Below are 22,423 nucleotides of genomic sequence, written 5' to 3'. Positions count from 1 at the left end.
GGGCGTTTTAGCCTTTCAGACCCAGGCGTTCACCCTGATAGCTACCGTCCTGTACCTGCTTCCACCAGCTTTCGTTGGCGAGGTACCACTGCACCGTTTTACGCATCCCGCTTTCAAACGTCTCTTCCGGCGTCCAGCCCAGCTCGCGGGCAATTTTCGCTGCATCGATTGCGTAACGTAAATCATGGCCCGGACGATCGGCGACAAAGGTAATCAGGTCATGGTAACGCGCAAGACCCTGCGGCTTCTGCGGCACCAGCTCTTCCAGCAGCGCGCAAATCGTCTCAACCACCTCGATATTTTTACGCTCGTTGTGACCGCCAATATTGTAGGTTTCACCAATGCCGCCGGTGGTGGCGACAAGATAGAGCGCGCGGGCGTGGTCATCGACGAACAGCCAGTCGCGGATCTGCTGACCGTTGCCGTATACCGGCAGCGGCTTACCCGCCAGGGCGTTGAGAATAGTCAACGGGATCAGTTTTTCCGGGAAGTGGTACGGGCCGTAGTTGTTTGAACAGTTGGTGATAAGCGTCGGCAGGCCATAGGTACGCAGCCAGGCGCGAACCAGATGGTCGCTGCTGGCTTTCGACGCAGAATACGGGCTGCTTGGCGCATACGGCGTGGTTTCGGTAAAGAAATCGTCCGTCGAATGCAGATCGCCGTACACCTCGTCGGTAGAAATATGGTGGAAGCGGAACGCCGCTTTACCCGCATCATCCAGCGTAGACCACCAGGCACGCGCGGCTTCCAGCAGCGTGTAGGTACCGACAATGTTGGTTTCGATAAACGCCGCCGGGCCATCGATAGAACGATCGACGTGGCTTTCCGCCGCCAGGTGCATCACGACGTCCGGGCGGTACTGGGCAAACACGCGGTCCAGCGCCGGACGATCGCAGATATCCACCTGCTCGAAAGCAAAGCGTTCATCGTCCGCGACCGGCGCTAAAGACGCCAGGTTACCGGCGTAGGTAAGCTTATCGACCACCACCACGCTATCTGCAGTGTGGTTAATAATGTGACGCACGACAGCAGAACCAATAAAGCCTGCGCCACCGGTAACTAAGATACGTTTCAACGCCAGACTCCTTTAGTATCGACAATAAACTGCTGGGCAATCGCGTCGCCGCTGACGGCTTTAAACTGGGCATGATCGACCAGCATCACCAGCACATCCGCAGTTGCTAACGCCGTCTCTACCGAGACTAACGAGCACAGTCCATCGAGTTTTTTCGGCAGTTGATGAATATTCGGCTCCACCACCAGCGTTTCGCCACTGTGCCACTGGGCAATAAGTTCGGCGATCTCCATGGCCGGGCTTTCGCGCAGATCATCAATATTTGGTTTAAATGCCAGACCAAAGCAGGCAATTTTCAGCTCGCTGGCGCGTTTGTCGCTGGCGGCCAGACAGTCGGCCACATTCGCCTTCACCTTGTCGATCACCCAGAACGGTTTGTGGTCGTTCACTTCACGCGCGGTACGGATCAGACGCGCCTGCTCCGGGTTCTGCGCCACGATAAACCATGGGTCGACGGCGATACAGTGGCCACCTACGCCCGGGCCCGGCTGAAGAATATTCACGCGCGGATGGCGGTTCGCCAGGCGAATCAGTTCCCAGACGTTAATCCCTTGATCGGCGCAAATCAGTGACAATTCGTTAGCGAACGCGATGTTAACGTCGCGGAAGCTGTTTTCCGTCAGCTTGCACATCTCGGCGGTGCGGGCATTGGTCACCACGCATTCACCTTCGAGGAAAATGTTGTACAGTTCGCTAGCACGCGTGGAGCAAACCGGCGTCATTCCACCGATCACGCGGTCATTTTTAATCAGCTCAACCATCACCTGCCCCGGCAGTACGCGCTCTGGACAGTAGGCGATGTTGATATCTGCCTGCTCGCCCACCTGCTGCGGGAAAGTCAGATCCGGGCGCATCTCGGCCAACCAACCGGCCATCTGCTCGGTCGCGCCGACCGGCGAGGTGGACTCCAGGATCACCAGCGTCCCTTTCTTCAGCACCGGCGCGATGGAGCGCGCCGCCGCTTCGACATAAACCATATCCGGTTCATGATCGCCTTTGAACGGCGTCGGCACGGCAATCAGATAGGCATCCGCCGCTTCCGGCGTGGTGGTCGCACGCAGATAGCCGTCCGCCACTGCCGTTTTCACTACCCTGTCGAGATCGGGTTCGACAATATGAATTTCACCGCGGTTGATAGTATCCACCGCGTGTTGATTGATATCGACGCCCACAACCAGCTTTTGCCGGGAGGCAAACGCCGCCGCCGTAGGAAGGCCGATATAGCCCAGACCGATCACCGAGAGGGTTGAGAAACTCATAACGTTACCTGATTATTTTTTAATGCTGCCAAAATACGTTCACATGCCCGGCCATCCCCGTAGGGGTTATGGGCCCGACTCATCCTTTGATATTCTTCGTCATCGCGCAGCAGGCGCGTGACTTCGTCCACAATACGTTGGCTATCGGTGCCCACCAGGCGGACCGTCCCCGCATCAATGGCTTCCGGACGCTCGGTGGTTTCACGCATCACCAGTACGGGTTTACCCAGCGACGGCGCCTCTTCCTGAATGCCGCCAGAATCGGTGAGAATCAGCCACGCATGATTCATCAACCAGACAAACGGTAAATAGTCCTGCGGTTCGATCAATATGACGCTTTCGATGTGTCCAAGAATACGATTCACCGGCTCGCTGACATTCGGATTAAGGTGCACCGGATACACAATCTGCACATCCGGGTTGTCCGCGGCAATTTTCGCCAGCGCGTGACAAATATGCTCAAAACCCTGGCCAAAACTCTCGCGACGGTGTCCGGTGACCAGAATCGTCTTTTTGCCGTTGTTGAGGAACGGGTAACGCTGCGTCATGTCGCTACGCAGCGCGGTATTATTCAGCACCCGATCGCGAACCCAGAACAGCGCGTCAATCACCGTATTGCCGGTAACGAAAATGCGCTTATCCGGCAGATTCTCACGCAGCAGGTTCTGCCGCGAGTTTTCGGTCGGGGCGAAGTGATACATTGCCAGGTGCCCGGTGAGCGTGCGGTTCGCTTCTTCCGGCCACGGCGAATAGAGATCGCCGGTGCGCAGCCCTGCTTCCACATGGCCAACGGGGATGCGCTGATAAAAGGCCGCCAGGCTTGCCGCGGCGGTGGTCGTCGTGTCGCCATGCACCAACACGACGTCCGGTTTAAACGACTCCAGAACAGGCTTTAACCCCTGCAGAATACGACAGGTTATTTCGGTTAAACCCTGTCCTGGACTCATGATGTTGAGGTCATAGTCCGGAACGATGGAGAAGAGGTGTAGCACCTGATCAAGCATTTCCCTATGCTGTGCGGTGACGCATACTTTTGCCTCAAAATGAGGATCCCTTGCTAGCGCATGGACCAGAGGCGCCATTTTGATCGCCTCCGGACGTGTGCCAAATACAGTCAGAACTTTCACATCGATTCTCTTCTATAGATGAACCAGGCCCATCGCCCTTCATCATTGATGGGTATTTACTGCGTGCGACGACGCGCCAGTGCCACCCCAGCACCAACCAATGCGCCGACAATGCCCCACATCACCATCAGGAATACGCGGCGCGGGCTGGTGCGTTTTACCGGTTCCTCCGGTGTACGCAAATACCGATAAGTCTGAAAACTCTTCGCCAACGTTGGCCCCACGTTGAGGGTCGTCAGCATCGCACGCGCCTGGTCGTAATCCAGATCGAAGGTCGGGCCAACGGCCTGCAGGTTTTCCAGTCGAGCCTGCAGCATCGGACGCCCGAGTAAAGAAAGCTCGGAATCCGGCAGTTCATCGGCCGGTACATCCGTGACGCTACGGGTAATATTGTTCTGCTGCGCAATTTTCAGCGCGGCTTCAATACTGTGCAGACGGCGGTTGAAAATCGCCTGGGCAACCTCTTCCTGACGCTTCACCTGCGCTTTCACCTGGATGGTTCGCGCGGCCCACGCGCCTTTTAGCTCATCATTCAGATGCCCTGCGGCACGTTCGCTGGCAAACGCCACGTACTGGCGCAGCAGGTTATTGGCATCCGGCGCGGTTTCCGCCGTCAGCTTGACGCTGTCGCTAACGCTCTTCTGCGCGTCGCCAGGGATAAACTGAATGTCGTTAATCAACTCATCGAGCAGCGCCGCATCGGCACGAGAGTTCCCCACCATCCGCTGCTTGTAGTAGTCCGTCTGCGACCAGAAATCACGACGGGTGTCCCAGGAGGCGAGCTGCATGACGAACTCTTTGTAAACTTCATCCATCACCGACGGCGGTGTGGTGGTGGTTGGGTTAACCTTAACGTCCAGATTACGCAGGAACTGCTGCTGCGAGTAGTAGCCGCCCAGCATGTTGACCGTTGGCCGGTCGGTGATCGCCGTGGTGCTCCATTCCTGCCGGGCAAAAAAGGTATAAATCAGCACCACGACGGCAAACAGCACCGCAAGGCCGATAATCCAGTGTTTCCCCGACCACAACGCGCGAAACAGGCCACGAATATCCAGTTCATTCTCCGCACTTGATAACTGTGCTTCCGGTAATGGTTGTGTCATTACTACCCCAGTTTTACTTGGTTAATTTTGGATTTTTTTCACTGTTCCGGCGCATTCTGCGCTTCATGCGTTTAATAAAACGCGCCACTTTCCAGGCCCGCTTGATGCAGTAACCATAGAGGCCAAAGGCCATCAGGAACAAAATCAGCATGGCCCATTCGGGCACAACACGAGTGTATTCAGCGGCCACGCCAATGCCGGCCAGCAGCGCGGCGGCAAGCGTAATCAGCACCAGCGCCTGACGAGAGGTGAACCCCGCGCGCATGATGAGATGGTGAATATGCTGACGGTCAGCGGAGAACGGGCTCATGCCCTTACGCAGACGGCGATACATAATCGCCACCATGTCCATAAGCGGAATGGCGACGATCCACAGCGCGGTAACCGGGCTAATCGGATGGTGCGTCCCCTGAGTGGTTTCCAGCAGGATCCAGATGACCGTGAAACCAATCAGCGTGCTGCCGGCATCCCCCATAAAGACTTTATAGCGACGTCCCAGCACACCCAGGTTGAGCATGATGTAAGGTAAAATGGCGGCAATCATCGCAAAGCACCACATGGCGAGGCTGGTCTGCCCGTCAAACCACAGAATGAGGCCAATAGCGCCAAAGCTGACGCTCGACAGGCCGCCAAGCAGGCCATCGATGCCGTCCACCATATTGAAAGCGTTTATGATTGCCCAGACGGCAAACAGGGTCAGGAAGAAGCCAAACGGGCCGAGCACCAGCTCCCACGACCCGAAAATATAGCCAAGGCTGCGCAGATAGAGCCCCCCCACCGCCATCATCACGATACCAATCAGCGCCTGAATGGTGGCGCGGATTTTAACGCTGATGTCATAACGGTCATCCAGCGCACCAACCAGCACAAGAACGCCAGCACAGGCCAGATACAGGGAAGCATGAGGGATATAGTAATTGGCGATCGCAAAGGTTAAGCAGATCCCGGCATACACAGAGATACCGCCCACAAGCGGGATAAGCCCCTGGTGACGTTTACGAAAATTTGGTCTATCCACCAAGCCGATCTTTTTTGCCACCCGGCGGGCGAAAAAAAGAAATACGGTGGTGAACAAAAAAATACTGATCAAGTCAGTACCGACGGTCAGTAAACTCACAATTTATACTCGCTGCGAATATTAATAGCGAAAGTATACCCACGATAGCAGCGCTTCAGAAGAGGAAGCCTGATGAATATTGGGGAAACTTGCCTGATTTATAACCGAATTTGCAAACTAACTATCATTGTAGCCGGAAACCACAATTGTCCGCGAAAAAAAAGCGGAACCCCATCAGCGAAACTCCTAAAAACAAAAACGCCACACAATTGTGTGGCGTTTGTCGGCGAAAACCGTGTTTTACGAGCGTTTCATCATGTCGAAGAAGTCGTCGTTAGTTTTGGTCATGGCCAGTTTGTTAATGAGGAATTCCATCGCGTCGATTTCACCCATTGGATGGATGATTTTACGCAGGATCCACATTTTCTGCAGCTCTTCAGGCGTGGTGAGCAGCTCTTCTTTACGGGTACCGGAACGGTTGTAGTCGATAGCCGGGAAGACGCGTTTTTCAGCAATCTTACGAGAGAGGTGCAGTTCCATGTTGCCGGTACCTTTAAACTCTTCATAGATAACTTCATCCATTTTAGAGCCGGTATCGATAAGCGCAGTCGCGATGATGGTCAGGCTGCCGCCCTCTTCCACGTTACGCGCGGCACCGAAGAAACGCTTCGGACGGTGCAGGGCGTTAGCGTCCACACCACCGGTCAGTACTTTACCGGAAGCCGGAACCACGGTGTTATAAGCACGCGCCAGACGGGTGATGGAGTCAAGCAGAATGATAACGTCTTTCTTGTGTTCAACCAGACGCTTCGCCTTCTCGATAACCATTTCGGCTACCTGAACGTGGCGAGATGCCGGTTCGTCAAAGGTAGACGCAACCACTTCACCTTTAACCAGACGCTGCATCTCGGTTACTTCTTCCGGACGTTCGTCAATCAGCAGCACCATCAGCACGCAGTCCGGGTGATTGTAGGCGATGCTCTGCGCGATGTTCTGCAGCAGCATGGTTTTACCGGCTTTCGGCGGAGCAACAATCAGACCACGCTGGCCGCGACCGATCGGCGATGCCAGATCCAGGACACGAGCGGTTAAGTCTTCGGTAGAACCGTTACCACGTTCCATACGCAGACGAGAGTTTGCGTGCAGCGGGGTTAAGTTCTCAAAGAGGATCTTGTTGCGCGAGTTTTCCGGCTTATCGTAGTTAACTTCGTTAACTTTCAACAGCGCAAAGTAACGCTCACCTTCTTTCGGCGGACGAATCTTACCTGAAATGGTGTCACCAGTGCGGAGGTTGAAACGGCGGATTTGGCTGGGGGAAACGTAGATATCATCAGGGCCGGCGAGGTAGGAGCTGTCTGCGGAGCGGAGGAAACCAAATCCATCCTGCAGTATCTCCAGCACACCGTCGCCAAAGATATCTTCGCCACTCTTCGCGTGCTGCTTCAGGATGGCGAAAATGATGTCCTGCTTGCGCATACGGGCCTGGTTTTCCAGTCCCATATTTTCGCCGAGAGTGATCAGCTCAGAAACCGGCGTATTCTTTAATTCGGTAAGATTCATAATGGTGTGGGTTCTTAAACTCGGGGTAAATCTCGAACTTAATTTGTGAATGGTATGGCAGGGTCATCCGTGCCTGTTTACGGCCATCAACTCATGTCTGTTCGCTGCCTGGTCACAGGAAAGTACGCAGAACTGAAACGACAAGACGGAAAGAGTGACAAGCCTGGAATTTTTCAACCTCTGACGTGGCTCAATGCGACGGGAGGTTTGGGTCAAACAAGATTCAAACAAGGTATGTTTAAAACGAAGTCAAACTTAACTTAGCACGACTGAAGCCGGGCGTCCAGAGTTCCGGTCAATTTAAGAACACAGGACGCCCGAGTCGAATTACTTACGCCAGGTTGGCGTCGAGGAACTCTTTCAGCTGGCCTTTAGACAGCGCGCCAACTTTAGTTGCGGCTACTTCGCCGTTTTTGAACAGCAGCAGCGTCGGGATACCGCGGATGCCGTACTTCGGTGCTGTGCCCGGGTTCTGATCGATGTTCAGTTTAGCAACGGTCAGTTTACCCTGATACTCATCGGCGATTTCATCCAGAATCGGGGCGATCATTTTGCACGGACCACACCACTCTGCCCAGAAATCGACGAGTGTCAGCCCGTCAGCTTTGAGTACGTCCGTGTCAAAACTGTCGTCAGTCAGGTGAATAATTTTATCGCTCATATTTAACTCCACAGGAATAAGCCTGGTGTGTTGGTGTAGCATTAACCAACGAGGTGTTGATGTTGACTTCGCCAACAAAGGTTGACGTTATTTCACCGGATACGCTTTCTTAATGCAATAGTAAGCTGATATTCTACCACACTATGAGCAAAACACATTTAACAGAACAGAAGTTTTCCGACTTCGCCCTGCACCCTAAAGTGGTTGAAGCCCTTGAAACTAAAGGGTTTTATAATTGCACGCCCATTCAGGCGCTGGCTTTGCCGCTGACGCTTGCTGGTCGTGATGTGGCTGGACAGGCGCAAACCGGTACCGGGAAAACGATGGCGTTCCTGACGTCAACGTTTCATTATCTTCTTTCTCACCCGGCAGTTGCTGACCGCCAGGTGAACCAACCGCGCGCTTTAATTATGGCGCCGACCCGTGAGCTGGCGGTACAGATTCACGCTGACGCCGAGCCGCTGGCTCAGGCAACCGGCCTGAAGCTGGGCCTGGCCTACGGCGGTGACGGCTATGACAAACAGCTGAAAGTGCTGGAAAGCGGCGTCGACATTTTGATCGGCACCACAGGCCGTCTGATTGATTACGCAAAACAGAACCACATCAACCTGGGCGCGATTCAGGTGGTGGTGCTGGACGAAGCCGACCGTATGTACGATCTCGGCTTTATTAAAGATATCCGTTGGCTGTTCCGCCGCATGCCACCGGCCAACCAGCGTCTGAACATGCTGTTCTCTGCCACCCTGTCCTACCGCGTGCGTGAACTGGCGTTCGAACAAATGAACAACGCCGAGTACGTCGAAGTTGAGCCGGAGCAGAAAACGGGACACCGTATTAAAGAAGAGCTGTTCTATCCTTCCAATGAAGAAAAAATGCGTTTACTGCAAACGCTGCTGGAAGAAGAGTGGCCTGACCGCGCGATTATCTTCGCCAACACCAAGCACCGCTGTGAAGACATCTGGGGCCACCTGGCTGCCGATGGTCATCGTGTCGGCCTGCTGACCGGTGACGTGGCGCAGAAAAAACGTCTGCGTATCCTGGAAGATTTCACCCGTGGCGATCTCGACATTCTTGTCGCGACCGACGTTGCGGCGCGTGGCCTGCACATTCCTGCCGTCACGCACGTCTTTAACTATGACCTTCCGGATGACTGCGAAGACTACGTACACCGTATCGGTCGTACCGGCCGTGCTGGCGCCAGCGGTCACTCTATCAGCCTGGCCTGTGAAGAGTATGCCCTGAACTTGCCGGCGATTGAGACCTACACCGGTCACTCTATTCCGGTCAGCAAATACAACCCGGATGCCTTGTTAACCGACCTGCCGAAGCCGCTGCGTCTGACGCGCGTTCGCCAGGGTAACGGTCCGCGTCGTTCGGGCGCGCCACGTAATCGTCGTCGTTCAGGTTAAAAGAGTATGCTCACTACCTCGCTGTACGCAGCCATTGATCTCGGTTCCAATAGTTTTCATATGCTGATCGTGCGCGAGGTGGCGGGTAGCATCCAGACCCTCACCCGCATCAAGCGCAAAGTGCGCCTGGCCGCCGGCCTGAGCCAGGACAACATCCTGTCGACGGAAGCCATGGAGCGAGGCTGGCAGTGTCTGCGCCTGTTTGCCGAACGTCTACAAGATATTCCCCCCACGCAAATCCGCATCGTGGCGACGGCAACGCTGCGTCTTGCCGTTAACGCCGATGTTTTTATCGCCAAAGCACAGGAAATCCTTGGCTGTCCGGTTCAGGTTATCCGCGGCGAAGAAGAAGCGCGCCTGATTTATCAGGGCGTGGCGCACACCACCGGCGGCGACGATCGTCGCTTAGTGGTCGATATCGGCGGCGCCAGTACTGAACTGGTGACCGGCACCGGTGCGCAAACCACCTCGCTGTTCAGCCTGTCGATGGGTTGCGTGACCTGGCTTGAACGCTACTTTACCGACCGTAACCTGGCGCAGGAACATTTCGACGAAGCGGAACGTGCCGCCCGTGAAGTGTTAAAGCCGGTTGCGGATGAACTGCGTCACCACGGCTGGAAAGTCTGTGTCGGCGCATCCGGTACGGTTCAGGCGTTGCAGGAAATCATGATGGCGCAGGGGATGGATGAGCGCATTACCCTTGCCAAACTTCAGCAGCTTAAACAGCGCGCCATTCAGTGTGGTCGTCTGGAAGAGCTGGAAATTGAAGGGTTAACGCTGGAGCGCGCGCTGGTGTTCCCGAGCGGGCTCGCCATTCTTATCGCCATTTTCACCGAGCTGGATATCCAGTGTATGACCCTGGCCGGCGGCGCGTTGCGCGAAGGACTGGTCTACGGCATGCTGCATCTGGCGGTCGACGAAGATATTCGCAGCCGCACGCTGCGTAATATTCAGCGCCGTTTTATGGTTGATATCGAGCAGGCAAATCGCGTGTCCCAATTGGCGGCAAATTTTGTCGAACAGGTGAAAGAGAGTTGGGATCTGGAGCCGTTAAGCAGCGAACTACTGTTAAGTGCCTGCGCGCTGCATGAAATTGGACTCAGCGTCGATTTTAAACAAGCTCCGCAGCATGCGGCCTATCTGGTACGTAATCTTGACCTGCCGGGCTTTACTCCTGCGCAGAAAAAGCTGCTCGCTACCCTGCTACTGAATCAGACCAACACCGTTAATCTGCCCACGCTCCACCAGCAGAACGCCGTACCGCCGCGCGTGGCGGAGCATCTCTGCCGTTTGCTACGACTGGCGATTCTGTTTGCTGGCCGCCGCCGGGATGACCTTCTGCCAGCCATTACGCTCACCGTCGATGGGGAAAATCTGACCCTCACGCTGCCGGAGAGCTGGCTGGAACAGCATCCGCTGGGGCGTGAAATGATCGATCAAGAGTGCCAGTGGCAAAGCTACATCCACTGGCGGCTGCAGGTTGCTGGCGGCACCGCGCAGTAAGCCAACCATCAAGGGGCAGACGATGCGTGATGAACTGGATATCAAGTCACTGCGTTTTTTCTCTGCTCTCTACCGCTTAGGTAACGTCTCTCCCGCCGCCGATGCCCTTAGCATCAGCCAGCCGACCGGCAGCATTCTGCTAAAACGGCTACGCGACCACTTTGATGACCCGCTGTTTATTCGCGTAGGCCAGCGTATGGAGCCCACGCCGCGCGCGGACTTTATCGCCCAGACGGTCTTTACCATTCTCGACCTCGCCGATAACGCGCTGATGAAAATCCCGGACTTTTCGCCGCAAACCAGTACGCGAAACTTTACTCTCAGCATGACTGATATCAGCCAGATGACCCTGCTTCCACACCTGCAAACCCAGCTTCACGAGCTCGGAGCGGAAGGCATCGCCTTCTCGGTGCTGAATATCGACGAGAGCATGCCGGGAGATCTCGAGTCAGGCAAATGTGATTTAGCGATTGGCTATCTGCGTCAGGTACCCGACAGCATCTATCAGCAGCGCCTGTTTAATCAGTCCTACGTCTGCCTGTGCGCCGCCAACCATCCCCGCATCCGTGAGGCCTTTACGCTGACAGACTGGCATCGGGAAAGGCATCTGGCTATTCGCATCAATGGTACCGGACATGGTGATATTGATAACCTGCTTGAAGAAATCGGGCAGTCCCGCCGCGTGGCGCTTACGCTGCCCAGCTTCTTAGGCGCAGGCGAACTGGTAGCCGATAGCAATCTTATCGCCGTGGTGCCGGAACAACCTGCACGCCATCTGATGAAACACTACCCGTGCCGTATCTGGCCGCTGCCATTCTCTCTGCCCGGTATCGCCATCCGGCAGCTCTGGCACCAGCGTCACCACCGCGACCCCGGCCACGTCTGGCTGCGTGGGCTGATTGCCGCCATTGCCGAGCGGCACCTCGCCTGATGCCCTATTCGATTTTGTAATAACCTCTATTGCGTTTCACGCATTGCCGCCACTACGCGCAAAAACCTATTCTGCGGGCAGACAAACGTTAGCCCTCTAGCCGAATAAGGAATGCATCATGCGTGGAAAAATCGCCCTCGAAGAACATGTCTCTACCCCAGAAAATAACCGCCTTTGGGACGCCAGCGGCGAAGCGGCGCGTAACGGCAGCGAATACATGAAAGACGTTGAACGCCGCTTAATGGATCGCAGCATCCAGCTTGATGAGATGGCACAGCGCAATATCGACCATGTCATTTTGTCTCTCACCTCGCCGGGCGCGCAGTCGATTCTGGATAAAGCCAGCGCCGTCTCTTTTGCCCGCAACACCAACGACTACCTCGTTGAGCACTGCGTGAAGCCGCACCCGGATAAGTTCAGCGCTTTCGCCACCCTGGCTTTGCAAAACCCGGAGGCCGCCGCCGATGAGCTAGAACGCGCCGTGAAAACTCTGGGTATGAAAGGGGCGTTGATTAACGGCTATACCAACGTCAAGGACAGCGAGCACGGGCTGTATCTGGATGATGAGTCCATGCTGGTGTTCTGGGATAAAGTGAATGCCTTAAACGTGCCGGTGTATCTGCACCCGCGCGAACCTTTAGAAGGCCCGGCCCGCGGAATTTATACCGGCTACGAAAGCCTGATCGGCTCCGCCTGGGGCTTTGCGCAAGAGACCGCCGTCCACGCCATTCGCCTGATGATGAGCGGCCTGTTTGACCGTTATCCAAATCTGAACATTGTGCTGGGGCACCTGGGAGAAGGGCTGGTGCACATGCTGCCACGTACTCAACATCGCCTGTACCGCCAGCGTTTTGGCATCGGTTTAGGCAAGGCAGAGAAACCGCTGATGCACTACCTGCAGAATAATTTCATTGTCACCACCAGCGGGCACTTTAATACCCACTCGCTGCACAATGCGCTGGAGATTATGGGGGAAGATCGGGTGATGTTCTCCGTCGACTATCCTTATGAAGATATTCACCAGGCCTGCGACTGGTTCGATCCGCTGGAGATGGATATGGCGCTGAAAAACAAGATTGCCAGGGGGAACGCCAGCCGGGTGTTTGGTATCAAGTAATGCGGGTAGTGCCGGATGGCGGCCTCGCCTTATCCGGCCTACGATGACCTGTGGCCCGGCCGAGGCAACGTCGACGCCGGGGAAGCGCTGTGCACATTTCCGGCATTGCTTTACTCGGTCGGGCTGCTTGTTAACCTTTTTTCGCTTTGGCCAGCATTTCACGGATGTTGGCGACGTTCGCCTGCCCTTTGTGCATGCGTTCTTCCGCGGTAATCACCTTCCGCTCCTGTTCCCAGATCACATCATCCTGCGGCAGTTCCAGCAGGAAACGACTCGGCTCCGGGCGAACCAGTTCGCCATACTGACGGCGCTCTTTGCACAAGGTAAAAATCAGCTCCTTTTGCGCGCGGGTAATGCCCACGTAAGCAAGGCGGCGCTCTTCATCGACATTGTCCTCGTCGATGCTGCTCTGGTGCGGTAGCAGCCCCTCTTCCATCCCCACCAGGAAGACGTACGGGAACTCCAGCCCTTTTGATGCGTGCAGGGTCATCAGCTGCACCTGATCCAGTTCTTCCTCACTTTCACCGCGTTCCATCATGTCGCGCAGCGTAAAGCGGGTGACCACCTGGGTCAGAGTCATCGGCTCTTCCAGCTCGCTGCCTTCCAGCATCTCCGTCATCCAGCTAAACAGCGTGTTGACGTTTTTCATGCGCATTTCGGCGGCTTTCGGGCTGGGCGAGGTTTCAAACAGCCAGGATTCGTAATCAATACCGTGAATCAGATCGCGCACGGCGGCAATCGGTTCGCGTTCCGCCAGGCGCTGAATTTCGCCCAGCCACTGGGTAAAGCGCGTCAGCGATTCATAGCCGCGCCCGGTGAGCGTCTGACTTAGCCCCATATCGAAGCTGGCGGTGAACAGGCTCTTGTTGCGGGTCATCGCCCATTCGCCGAGCTTTTGCAGCGTCGCGGGGCCAATCTCGCGTTTCGGCGTGTTGACGATACGCAGGAACGCGCTGTCATCATCCGGGTTGCTCAGCACGCGCAGGTAGGCCAGCAGGTCTTTAATCTCCGGGCGTGAGAAGAACGAGGTGCCGCCGGAAATTTTGTACGGGATGCGGTTCTGCATCAGGAATTTTTCAAACACCCGCGACTGGTGGTTGCCACGGTAGAGGATCGCGTAATCCTTATACTGCGTCTTGTTGACGAAGTGGTGTGCAATCAACTCGCCGGTAACACGTTCCGCTTCGTGTTCTTCATGGTTGGCGCTCAGCACTTTCAGCTCTGGCCCGTAGCCCAGTTCGGAGAACAGACGCTTTTCAAACACGTGCGGGTTGTTGGCGATCAGAATGTTCGCCGCCTTCAGGATACGCCCGGAGGAACGATAGTTCTGCTCAAGCTTAATGACCTGCAGCGCCGGAAAGTCTTTGCTCAGCAGTACCAGGTTTTGCGGACGCGCGCCGCGCCATGAGTAGATGGACTGATCGTCATCCCCCACCACGGTAAAGCGTGCACGTTGCCCCACCAGCAGCTTCACCAGCTCGTACTGACTGGTGTTGGTATCCTGATATTCATCCACCAGCAGGTAGCGAATTTTGTTCTGCCAGCGCTCACGCACCTCTTCATTACGTTGCAACAACAGCGTCGGCAGCAGGATCAGATCGTCGAAGTCCAGCACATTACAGGCCTTCATATGGGCATCATACAGGCCGTAGCAGTGGGCAAAAATACGATCCCGCTCGCCCTTCGCGCTGGCCGCCGCCTGCGCCGGGGTCATCAGATCGTTTTTCCAGTTGGAGATCGTCGAGATCAGCTGCTGGAACACCACCTTATCGTCTTCAATCAGCCCTTCAGTCAGCTCCTTGAGCAGCGCGGTCTGGTCGGTATCGTCAAACAGCGAGAAGTTCGACTTCATCCCCAGCGCGGCGTACTCGCGCTTAATGATATCCAGCCCCAGCGTGTGGAAAGTGGAGATCATCAGCCCGCGTGCTTCTTTGCGCCCTAACGTTTGCGCCACACGCTCTTTCATCTCACGCGCGGCCTTGTTGGTAAAGGTCACGGCGGCAATATGGCGCGCCTGATAGCCACAGGCGTGGATCAGGTGGGCAATCTTGTTGGTGATAACGCGGGTCTTGCCGGAGCCAGCACCCGCCAGCACCAGGCAGGGTCCGGTGACAAATTCGACGGCTTGTTGTTGTCCGGGGTTCAAACGCATAGGGGGATTGCTCAATCTGTAAACACGGGGGTGTGGATTGTAGCAGAAAGTCTGGCGGGAGGGATCGCCCACCGAGACGCGCCGGAGAAAATCGGCGACGGACGGAATGGAGGCTGATGTTTATGCCACAGGGCTACGCTTTTTCCCGAGGAAAATCGAAAAAACGTATTCTGCATAATATATTTTGAAAACAATTCATCCTCTGAATAATTAATTTCAAATGAAAACCAATGCATTATTAATATGGAGAATATAGCTGTATCCCTGCACAAAAAAGAGGGTAACAAGCGATATCAATGAAACATCACAAAATGAAAGCAATGCCGTCAATAGTATTGTCACCGTCATGACTCTCGTTATCTGTTTGGGTTTACCTGTAGTTCTCACTGTTAGCAATAATTAACCACTTACTTTATGGTGAAATAAAGAATGGCACAGGAAATTTTATTACCAGACGTCACCGTGGCCAATAGCACGGAGAGATTGAGCGTTAGGGAGAAGCTAGGATTTGGTTTTGGCGACGCGGCCTGTAATATGAGTTGGGGCCCGGTCACCATGTTTCTCACCTATTTTTATACCGATATATTTGGTCTGGATGCGGCGCTCCTCGCCACCATGTTTTTAGTCGTCAGACTGGTTGATGCGTTTGTCGACCCCATGCTTGGCGGAATTGCCGATCGCACGCGTTCACGCTATGGACGTTTTCGCCCTTATATTCTTTACGGCTGCGTTCCCTTCTGCCTGATCTGTATCCTCGCGTTCTATACGCCGGATATCACCGCGGGCTGGAAAGGCGTGTATGCTTTTGTCACCTACCTGTTGCTGTCCGTACTGTACAGTACGGTCAATATTCCTTACTGCTCGCTGGGCAGCGTGATTACCGCCAACCCGGTCGATCGCATCTCGTGTCAGTCCTATCGTTTTACCATGGCTAACTGTGCGGTGCTGCTGTGCTCCTTAACGCTGTTGCCGCTCGTACACTATTTCGGCGCGGGCGATCAGCAAAAAGGGTTCTTTATTACCAACACCCTCTTTTCAATTATTGGTCTCTGCATGTTCCTGCTGTGTGTCTTCAATACCCGCGAGCGCATCGCGCCGGAAGAGGGGCCTCAGGAAAATATCTTCAAAAGCCTGCTTTTTGCCTTTAAAAACAAGCAGTGGGTTCTGGTGGTCTCCGGGATGTTTATCGGTTGCATTCCCGCTTTTGTCTGCGGCGGCGCGACCATCTATTTCACTAAATATCTCATGCACCTTAACGACCTCTGGACGACGGTGTTTATCAGTATCGGGATCGTGGCTGCGATATTAGGTAACCTAACCACGAATACGTTAACGAAATATATTTGCAAGGTGAAACTATATATTTACGTTGGTTTTATTACCGCGGCCATCTCCATCCTTATTTACTTTATCGACCCACGAAACATAGAGACTATTTTCGCCCTCAACACTCTGCGCGGCTATATTGGCGCGATTACGGTGCCGATATTCTGGTCCTTTATTGGCGATGCCGACGACTTTGGCGCATGGAAGTTCAAGCGTCGCATGTCCGGCGTCTATGCGTCCGGCAACCTGTTTGCCCTGAAGGTGAGTCTGGCGATTGCCGGCACGATTACCGCCACCATTCTGTCCTTAACGCACTATGTTCCGGACGCGCCTCAGCAAACGCCGGAGACGTTGAACGCCATTATGCTGCTGATCACCGTCATTCCCGCAGCGGGCAGCATCATCACATCACTGCTGTTCCTGTTCTTTTACAAGCTGGACACCCGGATGATGAACGAAATTCAGACCGATTTAAAAGCTAACCACTACCCCGCTTAAGGAGGAACGTTATGTCGAAGCTCCACTTCGCCATTACCCCGGAGAATCGCATCGCCGAGATTAACCCCCGGCTGTTTGGCTCTTTCGTTGAGCATCTGGGCCGCGCGGTATATACCGGTATTTACGAACCCGGCCACCCGGAAGCCGATGCGCAAGGGTTCCGCCAGGACGTGATTAACCTGGTGAAAGAGATGAACGTCACCACCGTGCGCTATCCCGGCGGCAACTATGTCTCCGGCTTCAACTGGCGCGATGGTATTGGCCCAAAAGAAGAGCGTCCGGTGCGCCTGGACTACGCGTGGATCAGCAAAGAGAGCAACCAGTTCGGCATCAGCGAGTTCAACCGCTGGTGCCAACAAACCCACGTCGAGCCGATGATCGCCATCAATCTGGGGACCGGCACGCCGCAGGAAGCGGGATACTTTATTGAATACTGTAACCACCCTGGCGGCACCTCCCTCAGCGATCTGCGCGTGCAGCACGGCGACGCCGAGCCCTATAACTTTAAACTCTGGTGCCTCGGTAACGAGATGGACGGCCCATGGCAAACCGGGCAGATGAGCGCCGACGACTACGCCAAAAAGGCGCGCGAGACGGCTAAAATTCTGCGCTGCGTCGACCCGGAGGTTGAGCTGATCGCGTGTGGGAGTTCAAGCTCGATGATGGATACCTTCCCCACCTGGGATCGGGTCGTGCTCGAGGAACTGTACGACTACGTCGACTACATCTCCTGCCACCAGTATTATGAAAACGAAGGCACAGAGAGCGACTTCCTGGCCTCCTTCGTCAATATGGACAACTTTATTGAGACCATCGTCAGCACCGCCAACTATGTGAAAGCCTACAAGCGCGGTAAGAAGGACATTATGATCTCCTTCGATGAATGGAACGTCTGGTATCTGCGCGGTGACCCATGGGATGCGCCGATGAAGCACAAAGAGAATCGCTTTAAGGTTGCGCCGCCGCTACTGGAAGACCGTTACTCTTTTCTCGATGCGCTGGTCGTTGGCGGCCTCCTCTGCTCCCTCATTAACCACTGCGATCGGGTGAAAATGGCCAGCCTGGCGCAGTTAGTGAACGTCATTGCCCCCATCTTTACCGAAACGGGCGGCGGCGTGATTCGTCAGACCATCTTCTGGCCTTTTGCGATGGTGGCTAACGTGGCGAAAGGCAGCGCATTACGCCACTTCATTCCTGCGGGCACCTTCAGCAGCAGATACGGTGATGCACGACGCATCCAGTCTGCCGTGGTTCACAACGCCGCTGAGGGTAAACTCTATTTATTCGCGCTGAACAGCGATTTTCACGACAGCTTTACGCTGGATCCGGATCTGTCGGCGTTTGGCCAGACGCGTCTTGCAGAACATCAGATCCTCCGCTGTGACGATCTCTACGCGAAAAATACCTTTGATCGTCCGGATCGCGTTGCGCCGGAGACGCTCACGGTCTCCGACCTCACCCTGCCGCCGCTGTCATGGAGCCGCATCACCTTCGACATCCTGTAACGGCTTTTACATGCTAATATTGCGCCCTGATTTATCACATAACCCAGGGCGCAAACCATGGCAAAAACAGCAGCAGCACTGCATATCCTCGTAAAAGAAGAGAAACTGGCACTGGATCTTCTGGAGCAGATTAAAAACGGCGCCGACTTCGGCAAACTGGCGAAGAAGCATTCCATCTGCCCATCGGGCAAACGCGGTGGCGATTTAGGTGAATTCCGCCAGGGCCAGATGGTGCCGGCGTTCGACAAAGTGGTCTTCTCCTGCCCGGTGCTGGAGCCAACCGGCCCTCTGCATACACAGTTCGGTTACCACATCATCAAAGTGCTGTACCGTAACTAATAAAAAGCCCGGTGTGTTTAAACACCGGGCTTTTTTTGCCGGATGGCGCAACGCTTATCCGGCCTACGTAATGGTCACTTTATTGTAGGCCGGATAAGGCGTTCACGCCGCCATCCGGCGATTCCAGCAGCCTCTTATCCAGCTACCGCAATGCGCTTCATATCGGTCATGTAGCCACGCAGCTTCTGGCCTACTTTCTCAATAGCATGACCGCGAATCGCGTCGTTCACGTCGCGCAGCTGCGCGTTGTCTACCGCGCCTTCGGCAATCGCTTTGCCCAGATCGCCGGTCTGCAGCGTGGTCATGAACTCTTTCAGCAGCGGTACGCAAGCGTAAGAGAACAGGTAGTTACCGTATTCTGCGGTATCGGAGATAACCACGTTCATTTCGTACAGACGCTTACGGGCGATGGTGTTGGCAATCAGCGGCAGTTCGTGCAGTGATTCGTAGTAAGCAGATTCTTCGATGATGCCGGAATCGACCATAGTTTCAAACGCCAGCTCAACGCCCGCTTTCACCATCGCAATCATCAGCACGCCTTTATCGAAGTACTCCTGCTCGCCGATTTTACCTTCAAACTGCGGCGCGGTTTCGAACGCGGTTTTACCGGTCTCTTCACGCCAGGTCAGCAGTTTCTTATCGTCGTTAGCCCAGTCAGCCATCATGCCGGAAGAGAATTCACCGGAGATGATGTCGTCCATGTGTTTCTGGAACAGCGGCGCCATAATCTCTTTCAGCTGTTCAGACAGCGCATAAGCGCGCAGTTTCGCCGGGTTAGACAGACGGTCCATCATCAGGGTGATGCCGCCCTGCTTCAGCGCTTCGGTGATAGTTTCCCAGCCGAACTGAATCAGTTTTTCGGCGTATGCCGGGTCGGTGCCTTCTGCCACCAGCTTGTCGAAGCACAGCAGAGAACCGGCCTGTAACATACCGCACAGGATAGTCTGCTCGCCCATCAGGTCAGATTTCACTTCCGCCACGAAAGAAGATTCCAGTACGCCCGCACGGTGACCGCCGGTCGCCGCAGCCCAGGCTTTAGCAATCGCCATACCTTCGCCTTTCGGGTCGTTTTCCGGGTGAACGGCGATCAGCGTCGGTACGCCGAAACCACGTTTGTACTCTTCGCGCACTTCGGTACCCGGGCATTTCGGCGCCACCATCACTACGGTGATGTCTTTACGGATCTGCTCGCCCACTTCGACGATGTTGAAGCCGTGGGAGTAGCCCAGCGCCGCGCCGTCTTTCATCAGCGGCTGCACGGAACGCACCACGTCAGAGTGCTGTTTGTCCGGCGTCAGGTTAACTACCAGGTCAGCCTGCGGGATCAGCTCTTCGTAGGTGCCTACTTTGAAGCCGTTTTCGGTCGCTTTACGCCAGGAAGCACGCTTCTCAGCAATCGCTTCTTTACGCAGGGCATAAGAAATATCCAGACCGGAGTCACGCATGTTCAGGCCCTGGTTCAGACCCTGAGCGCCACAGCCGACGATGACCACTTTTTTACCCTGAAGGTAGCTCGCGCCGTCGGCGAATTCGTCGCGGCCCATAAAGCGGCATTTACCCAGCTGCGCCAGCTGCTGGCGCAGGTTCAGTGTATTAAAGTAGTTAGCCATGATGGTGTACTCCGTGATGTTGTGTGTCTTATTGTTCGGTTCGCTTTTGCGAGAATAGACTCACATTACAACAGGAAATTTATTGCGGAAATTGATATATTCACAACGTCACGTTGCAATTTATGCAATATAGAACCGTGAGGTGAAATCGGTGGATTTACGCGATCTGAAAACCTTCCTGCATCTGGCGGAAAGCCGCCACTTTGGCCGCAGCGCGCGGGCGATGCACGTCAGCCCCTCCACGCTCTCCCGGCAGATTCAGCGGCTGGAAGAGGACCTCGGCCAGGCGCTGTTTGTGCGCGATAACCGCACGGTCACGCTGACCGAAGCGGGGGAAGAACTGCGGGTATTTGCCCAGCAAACGTTGTTGCAGTATCAGCAGTTGCGCCACACCCTCGATCAGCAGGGGCCATCACTTTCTGGTGAACTGCACATTTTCTGTTCAGTGACAGCGGCTTATAGTCATCTGCCGCCAATCCTCGACCGCTTCCGCGCCGAGCATCCCTCGGTGGAAATTAAGCTCACCACCGGCGACGCCGCCGATGCGATGGACAAAGTGGTCACCGGCGAGGCCGATCTGGCGATTGCCGGTAAGCCGGAAACGCTGCCCGGCGCGGTCGCCTTTTCGATGCTGGAAAATCTGGCGGTGGTGCTGATCGCCCCGGCGCTGCCCTGCCCGGTGCGTAATCAGGTTTCGGTTGATAAGCCCGACTGGTCGACGGTGCCGTTTATCATGGCCGATCAGGGGCCGGTTCGCCGTCGCATTGAGCTGTGGTTCCGTCGTCACAAAATCAGCAACCCATCAATTTACGCGACGGTAGGCGGCCATGAGGCGATGGTGTCGATGGTGGCGCTGGGCTGCGGCGTGGCGCTCATTCCCGAAATCGTGCTGGAAAACAGCCCGGAGCCGGTGCGCAACCGCGTGATGATTTTAGAACGTAGCGATGAGAAGACCCCGTTTGAACTGGGGGTCTGCGTGCAGAAAAAACGGCTGCACGAACCGCTGGTCGATGCGTTCTGGAAGATTGTGCTGGAACGCAAAATCGCCGACTAGCCCTGGCGCATTTGGCCCCCAGTCATGCCCCTGGTTTGGGAGATTAATTGGTATCAAAGTTGCCAGGTCTAAACGGGCTGCGCAGGTAAAATCGTCACTAAAGAAACAGGACCTTACGAGAGGGAGTGACGATGCAGAAACCCAAAAAGCTGTTCAACAACACCGATAATATCCGCAGCGAAATCATGGAAGGGCTGGTGTACGCCGGGCGCGGAAAGATCCACGCCCTCCCGGAGTACTGTGCGGTTTATCGCACGATGACGCAAACCGGCCAGACCGTTATCGTCAGCGGCGGCGGCAGCGGTCATGAGCCGACATTTGCCGGGTTCGTCGGCGAAGGTGGCATCGATGCCTGCGCGCTGGGTGAGGTTTTCACCTCGCCTTCTCCCGATCAGATTATTGAAGCCAGCCGGGCCGTTCATCAGGGCAACGGCGTGCTGTTCCTCTATGGGAACTACTCCGGCGACGGCATGAACTTTGATATCGCCGCCGAGATACTGGCGGAAGAAGGGATCGAATGCCGCACCGTACGCGCCACGGATGATATTGCCTCTGCGCCACAGGAAAGAATGTCCGACCGTCGCGGCGTTGGCGGCCTGGCGTTCTTGTATAAACTCGCCGGTGCGGCAGCACAGTTTGAGCGCTACACCTTGCCCGCGCTGGAAGCGCTGGCGCAAAAGGCCAATCACAATACGCGTACCATCGGCGTGGCGCTCAGCGGCTGCGCACTACCGCAGTCCGACGCCTTTAACTTCACGCTGGCAGACAACGAAATCGAGCTGGGAATTGGTATTCATGGTGAGCCGGGACTCTGCCGTATGCCCATGCCGCATAGCGACGAACTGGTCGAGATGATGATCGCCCGCCTGTGCGATGACCTCCCGTTTGGCCACGGCGATAACGTCTGCGTCAGCGTCAATAACCTGGGTGCGCTAAGCAACACTGAGCTCATGGTCATCACCCGTAAGGTCGGCATGGCGCTGGCAGAACGCGGTATTCACACTCACGACGTACAGGTCGGCCACTTTTGCACCTCGCTGGAGATGTCCGGATTTTCGTTAAGCCTGCTGTGGCTGGACGATGAAATGCAACGTCTGTATGACCACCCCATCAATACCCTCGGCTGGAGAAAATAAG

19 protein-coding genes are annotated in these 22,423 nt (G+C 55.3%); 9 read left to right on the top strand and 10 right to left on the bottom strand.

Translation table 11 applies throughout. From position 1 onward, the window contains the following. Window positions 1-7: 7 nt before the first annotated feature. The 8 genes from rffG to trxA all read right to left on the bottom strand — a co-directional run bounded on the left by rffG (window position 8) and on the right by trxA (window position 7,842). Window positions 8-1,075, bottom strand: coding sequence for a dTDP-glucose 4,6-dehydratase (rffG, locus tag M989_RS14290; RefSeq protein ID WP_064546406.1), 1,068 nt, complete (start codon window positions 1,073-1,075; stop codon window positions 8-10). Next, the gene (wecC, locus tag M989_RS14285; RefSeq protein ID WP_064546404.1) at window positions 1,072-2,334 is read right to left on the bottom strand and encodes a UDP-N-acetyl-D-mannosamine dehydrogenase; all 1,263 of its coding nucleotides are present in this window, start codon (window positions 2,332-2,334) and stop codon (window positions 1,072-1,074) included. The genes rffG and wecC overlap by 4 nt, the downstream gene beginning before the upstream one ends. Next, complete coding sequence (wecB, locus tag M989_RS14280; RefSeq protein WP_074398802.1) at window positions 2,331-3,461, bottom strand: non-hydrolyzing UDP-N-acetylglucosamine 2-epimerase; 1,131 nt, start codon at window positions 3,459-3,461, stop codon at window positions 2,331-2,333. Before wecB ends, wecC begins: the two co-directional genes overlap by 4 nt. Window positions 3,462-3,517: 56 nt before the next feature. Next, window positions 3,518-4,564, bottom strand: coding sequence for an ECA polysaccharide chain length modulation protein (wzzE, locus tag M989_RS14275; protein ID WP_064546400.1), 1,047 nt, complete (start codon window positions 4,562-4,564; stop codon window positions 3,518-3,520). Between the two features lie 13 nt (window positions 4,565-4,577). Further along, window positions 4,578-5,681: a UDP-N-acetylglucosamine--undecaprenyl-phosphate N-acetylglucosaminephosphotransferase gene (gene wecA, locus M989_RS14270; protein ID WP_064546398.1), complete on the bottom strand. Its 1,104-nt coding sequence runs from the start codon at window positions 5,679-5,681 to the stop codon at window positions 4,578-4,580. Window positions 5,682-5,921: 240 nt separating this feature from the next. Then, window positions 5,922-7,181 (bottom strand): transcription termination factor Rho, encoded by a 1,260-nt coding sequence (gene rho / locus M989_RS14265; protein ID WP_035895778.1) that lies wholly within the window; start codon window positions 7,179-7,181, stop codon window positions 5,922-5,924. A gap of 86 nt (window positions 7,182-7,267) precedes the next feature. Further along, complete coding sequence (locus tag M989_RS26425) at window positions 7,268-7,351, bottom strand: rho operon leader peptide (protein ID WP_106929928.1); 84 nt, start codon at window positions 7,349-7,351, stop codon at window positions 7,268-7,270. A 161-nt stretch (window positions 7,352-7,512) separates the two neighbouring features. Further along, complete coding sequence (trxA, locus tag M989_RS14260) at window positions 7,513-7,842, bottom strand: thioredoxin TrxA (protein WP_004386384.1); 330 nt, start codon at window positions 7,840-7,842, stop codon at window positions 7,513-7,515. 143 nt (window positions 7,843-7,985) lie between these two features. On the opposite strand from trxA, the gene rhlB reads away from it, so the two are divergent. From rhlB to M989_RS14240, 4 genes are all read left to right on the top strand, one after another. Beyond that, window positions 7,986-9,251, top strand: coding sequence for an ATP-dependent RNA helicase RhlB (gene rhlB / locus M989_RS14255; protein WP_064546396.1), 1,266 nt, complete (start codon window positions 7,986-7,988; stop codon window positions 9,249-9,251). 6 nt (window positions 9,252-9,257) lie between these two features. Further along, a complete protein-coding gene (gene gppA / locus M989_RS14250; protein ID WP_064546394.1) occupies window positions 9,258-10,754 on the top strand; it encodes a guanosine-5'-triphosphate,3'-diphosphate diphosphatase in 1,497 nt (498 codons plus the stop codon). 22 nt (window positions 10,755-10,776) lie between these two features. Next, window positions 10,777-11,685 (top strand): LysR family transcriptional regulator, encoded by a 909-nt coding sequence (locus M989_RS14245; RefSeq protein ID WP_064546392.1) that lies wholly within the window; start codon window positions 10,777-10,779, stop codon window positions 11,683-11,685. Window positions 11,686-11,803: 118 nt separating this feature from the next. Further along, on the top strand, window positions 11,804-12,802 hold the full coding sequence (locus M989_RS14240; protein ID WP_064546390.1) for an amidohydrolase family protein: 999 nt from the start codon (window positions 11,804-11,806) through the stop codon (window positions 12,800-12,802). 130 nt (window positions 12,803-12,932) lie between these two features. Here M989_RS14240 and rep read toward each other — a convergent pair whose 3' ends face one another. Beyond that, window positions 12,933-14,954, bottom strand: a complete 2,022-nt coding sequence (gene rep / locus M989_RS14235) for a DNA helicase Rep (protein WP_064546388.1) — start codon at window positions 14,952-14,954, stop codon at window positions 12,933-12,935. 429 nt (window positions 14,955-15,383) lie between these two features. Between rep and M989_RS14230 the strand changes: the two genes are divergently transcribed. The 3 genes from M989_RS14230 to ppiC are packed head-to-tail and all read left to right on the top strand — an operon-like array spanning window position 15,384 to window position 18,622. Next, window positions 15,384-16,778, top strand: coding sequence for a glycoside-pentoside-hexuronide (GPH):cation symporter (locus M989_RS14230; RefSeq protein WP_064546387.1), 1,395 nt, complete (start codon window positions 15,384-15,386; stop codon window positions 16,776-16,778). Window positions 16,779-16,789: 11 nt separating this feature from the next. Then, a complete protein-coding gene (gene arfA / locus M989_RS14225; protein ID WP_064546386.1) occupies window positions 16,790-18,283 on the top strand; it encodes an arabinosylfuranosidase ArfA in 1,494 nt (497 codons plus the stop codon). Window positions 18,284-18,340: 57 nt separating this feature from the next. Next, window positions 18,341-18,622 (top strand): peptidylprolyl isomerase PpiC, encoded by a 282-nt coding sequence (gene ppiC / locus M989_RS14220; protein ID WP_001140251.1) that lies wholly within the window; start codon window positions 18,341-18,343, stop codon window positions 18,620-18,622. A gap of 134 nt (window positions 18,623-18,756) precedes the next feature. Here the strand turns inward: ppiC and ilvC are convergent, their stop codons facing one another. Then, a complete protein-coding gene (ilvC, locus tag M989_RS14215; RefSeq protein WP_001726996.1) occupies window positions 18,757-20,232 on the bottom strand; it encodes a ketol-acid reductoisomerase in 1,476 nt (491 codons plus the stop codon). Window positions 20,233-20,383: 151 nt separating this feature from the next. Between ilvC and ilvY the strand changes: the two genes are divergently transcribed. Together ilvY and M989_RS14205 are read left to right on the top strand one after the other, a co-directional pair. Then, entirely contained in the window at window positions 20,384-21,286 is a 903-nt protein-coding gene (ilvY, locus tag M989_RS14210; RefSeq protein WP_064546385.1) for an HTH-type transcriptional activator IlvY, read from the top strand. Window positions 21,287-21,417: 131 nt separating this feature from the next. Continuing rightward, window positions 21,418-22,422 (top strand): dihydroxyacetone kinase subunit DhaK, encoded by a 1,005-nt coding sequence (locus M989_RS14205; RefSeq protein WP_064546383.1) that lies wholly within the window; start codon window positions 21,418-21,420, stop codon window positions 22,420-22,422. The last annotated feature ends 1 nt before the right edge of the window (window position 22,423 follow it).

This window comes from Kluyvera georgiana ATCC 51603 (assembly GCF_001654985.1).
Lineage (GTDB): Bacteria > Pseudomonadota > Gammaproteobacteria > Enterobacterales > Enterobacteriaceae > Kluyvera > Kluyvera georgiana.
Note: the sequence above shows the minus strand (reverse complement) of the source record. Positions and strands in the feature narration are given on the sequence as shown.

What these genes read in the sequence shown, in the direction of transcription:
- ilvC (WP_001726996.1), bottom strand. Translation starts at nt 20,232, where the DNA reads ATGGCTAACTACTTTAATACACTGAACCTGCGCCAGCAGCTGGCGCAG.
- rep (WP_064546388.1), bottom strand. Translation starts at nt 14,954, where the DNA reads ATGCGTTTGAACCCCGGACAACAACAAGCCGTCGAATTTGTCACCGGA.
- wzzE (WP_064546400.1), bottom strand. Translation starts at nt 4,564, where the DNA reads ATGACACAACCATTACCGGAAGCACAGTTATCAAGTGCGGAGAATGAA.
- M989_RS14205 (WP_064546383.1), top strand. Translation starts at nt 21,418, where the DNA reads ATGCAGAAACCCAAAAAGCTGTTCAACAACACCGATAATATCCGCAGC.
- wecC (WP_064546404.1), bottom strand. Translation starts at nt 2,334, where the DNA reads ATGAGTTTCTCAACCCTCTCGGTGATCGGTCTGGGCTATATCGGCCTT.
- ppiC (WP_001140251.1), top strand. Translation starts at nt 18,341, where the DNA reads ATGGCAAAAACAGCAGCAGCACTGCATATCCTCGTAAAAGAAGAGAAA.
- rhlB (WP_064546396.1), top strand. Translation starts at nt 7,986, where the DNA reads ATGAGCAAAACACATTTAACAGAACAGAAGTTTTCCGACTTCGCCCTG.
- rho (WP_035895778.1), bottom strand. Translation starts at nt 7,181, where the DNA reads ATGAATCTTACCGAATTAAAGAATACGCCGGTTTCTGAGCTGATCACT.
- gppA (WP_064546394.1), top strand. Translation starts at nt 9,258, where the DNA reads ATGCTCACTACCTCGCTGTACGCAGCCATTGATCTCGGTTCCAATAGT.
- M989_RS14240 (WP_064546390.1), top strand. Translation starts at nt 11,804, where the DNA reads ATGCGTGGAAAAATCGCCCTCGAAGAACATGTCTCTACCCCAGAAAAT.
- M989_RS14245 (WP_064546392.1), top strand. Translation starts at nt 10,777, where the DNA reads ATGCGTGATGAACTGGATATCAAGTCACTGCGTTTTTTCTCTGCTCTC.
- arfA (WP_064546386.1), top strand. Translation starts at nt 16,790, where the DNA reads ATGTCGAAGCTCCACTTCGCCATTACCCCGGAGAATCGCATCGCCGAG.
- trxA (WP_004386384.1), bottom strand. Translation starts at nt 7,842, where the DNA reads ATGAGCGATAAAATTATTCACCTGACTGACGACAGTTTTGACACGGAC.
- M989_RS14230 (WP_064546387.1), top strand. Translation starts at nt 15,384, where the DNA reads ATGGCACAGGAAATTTTATTACCAGACGTCACCGTGGCCAATAGCACG.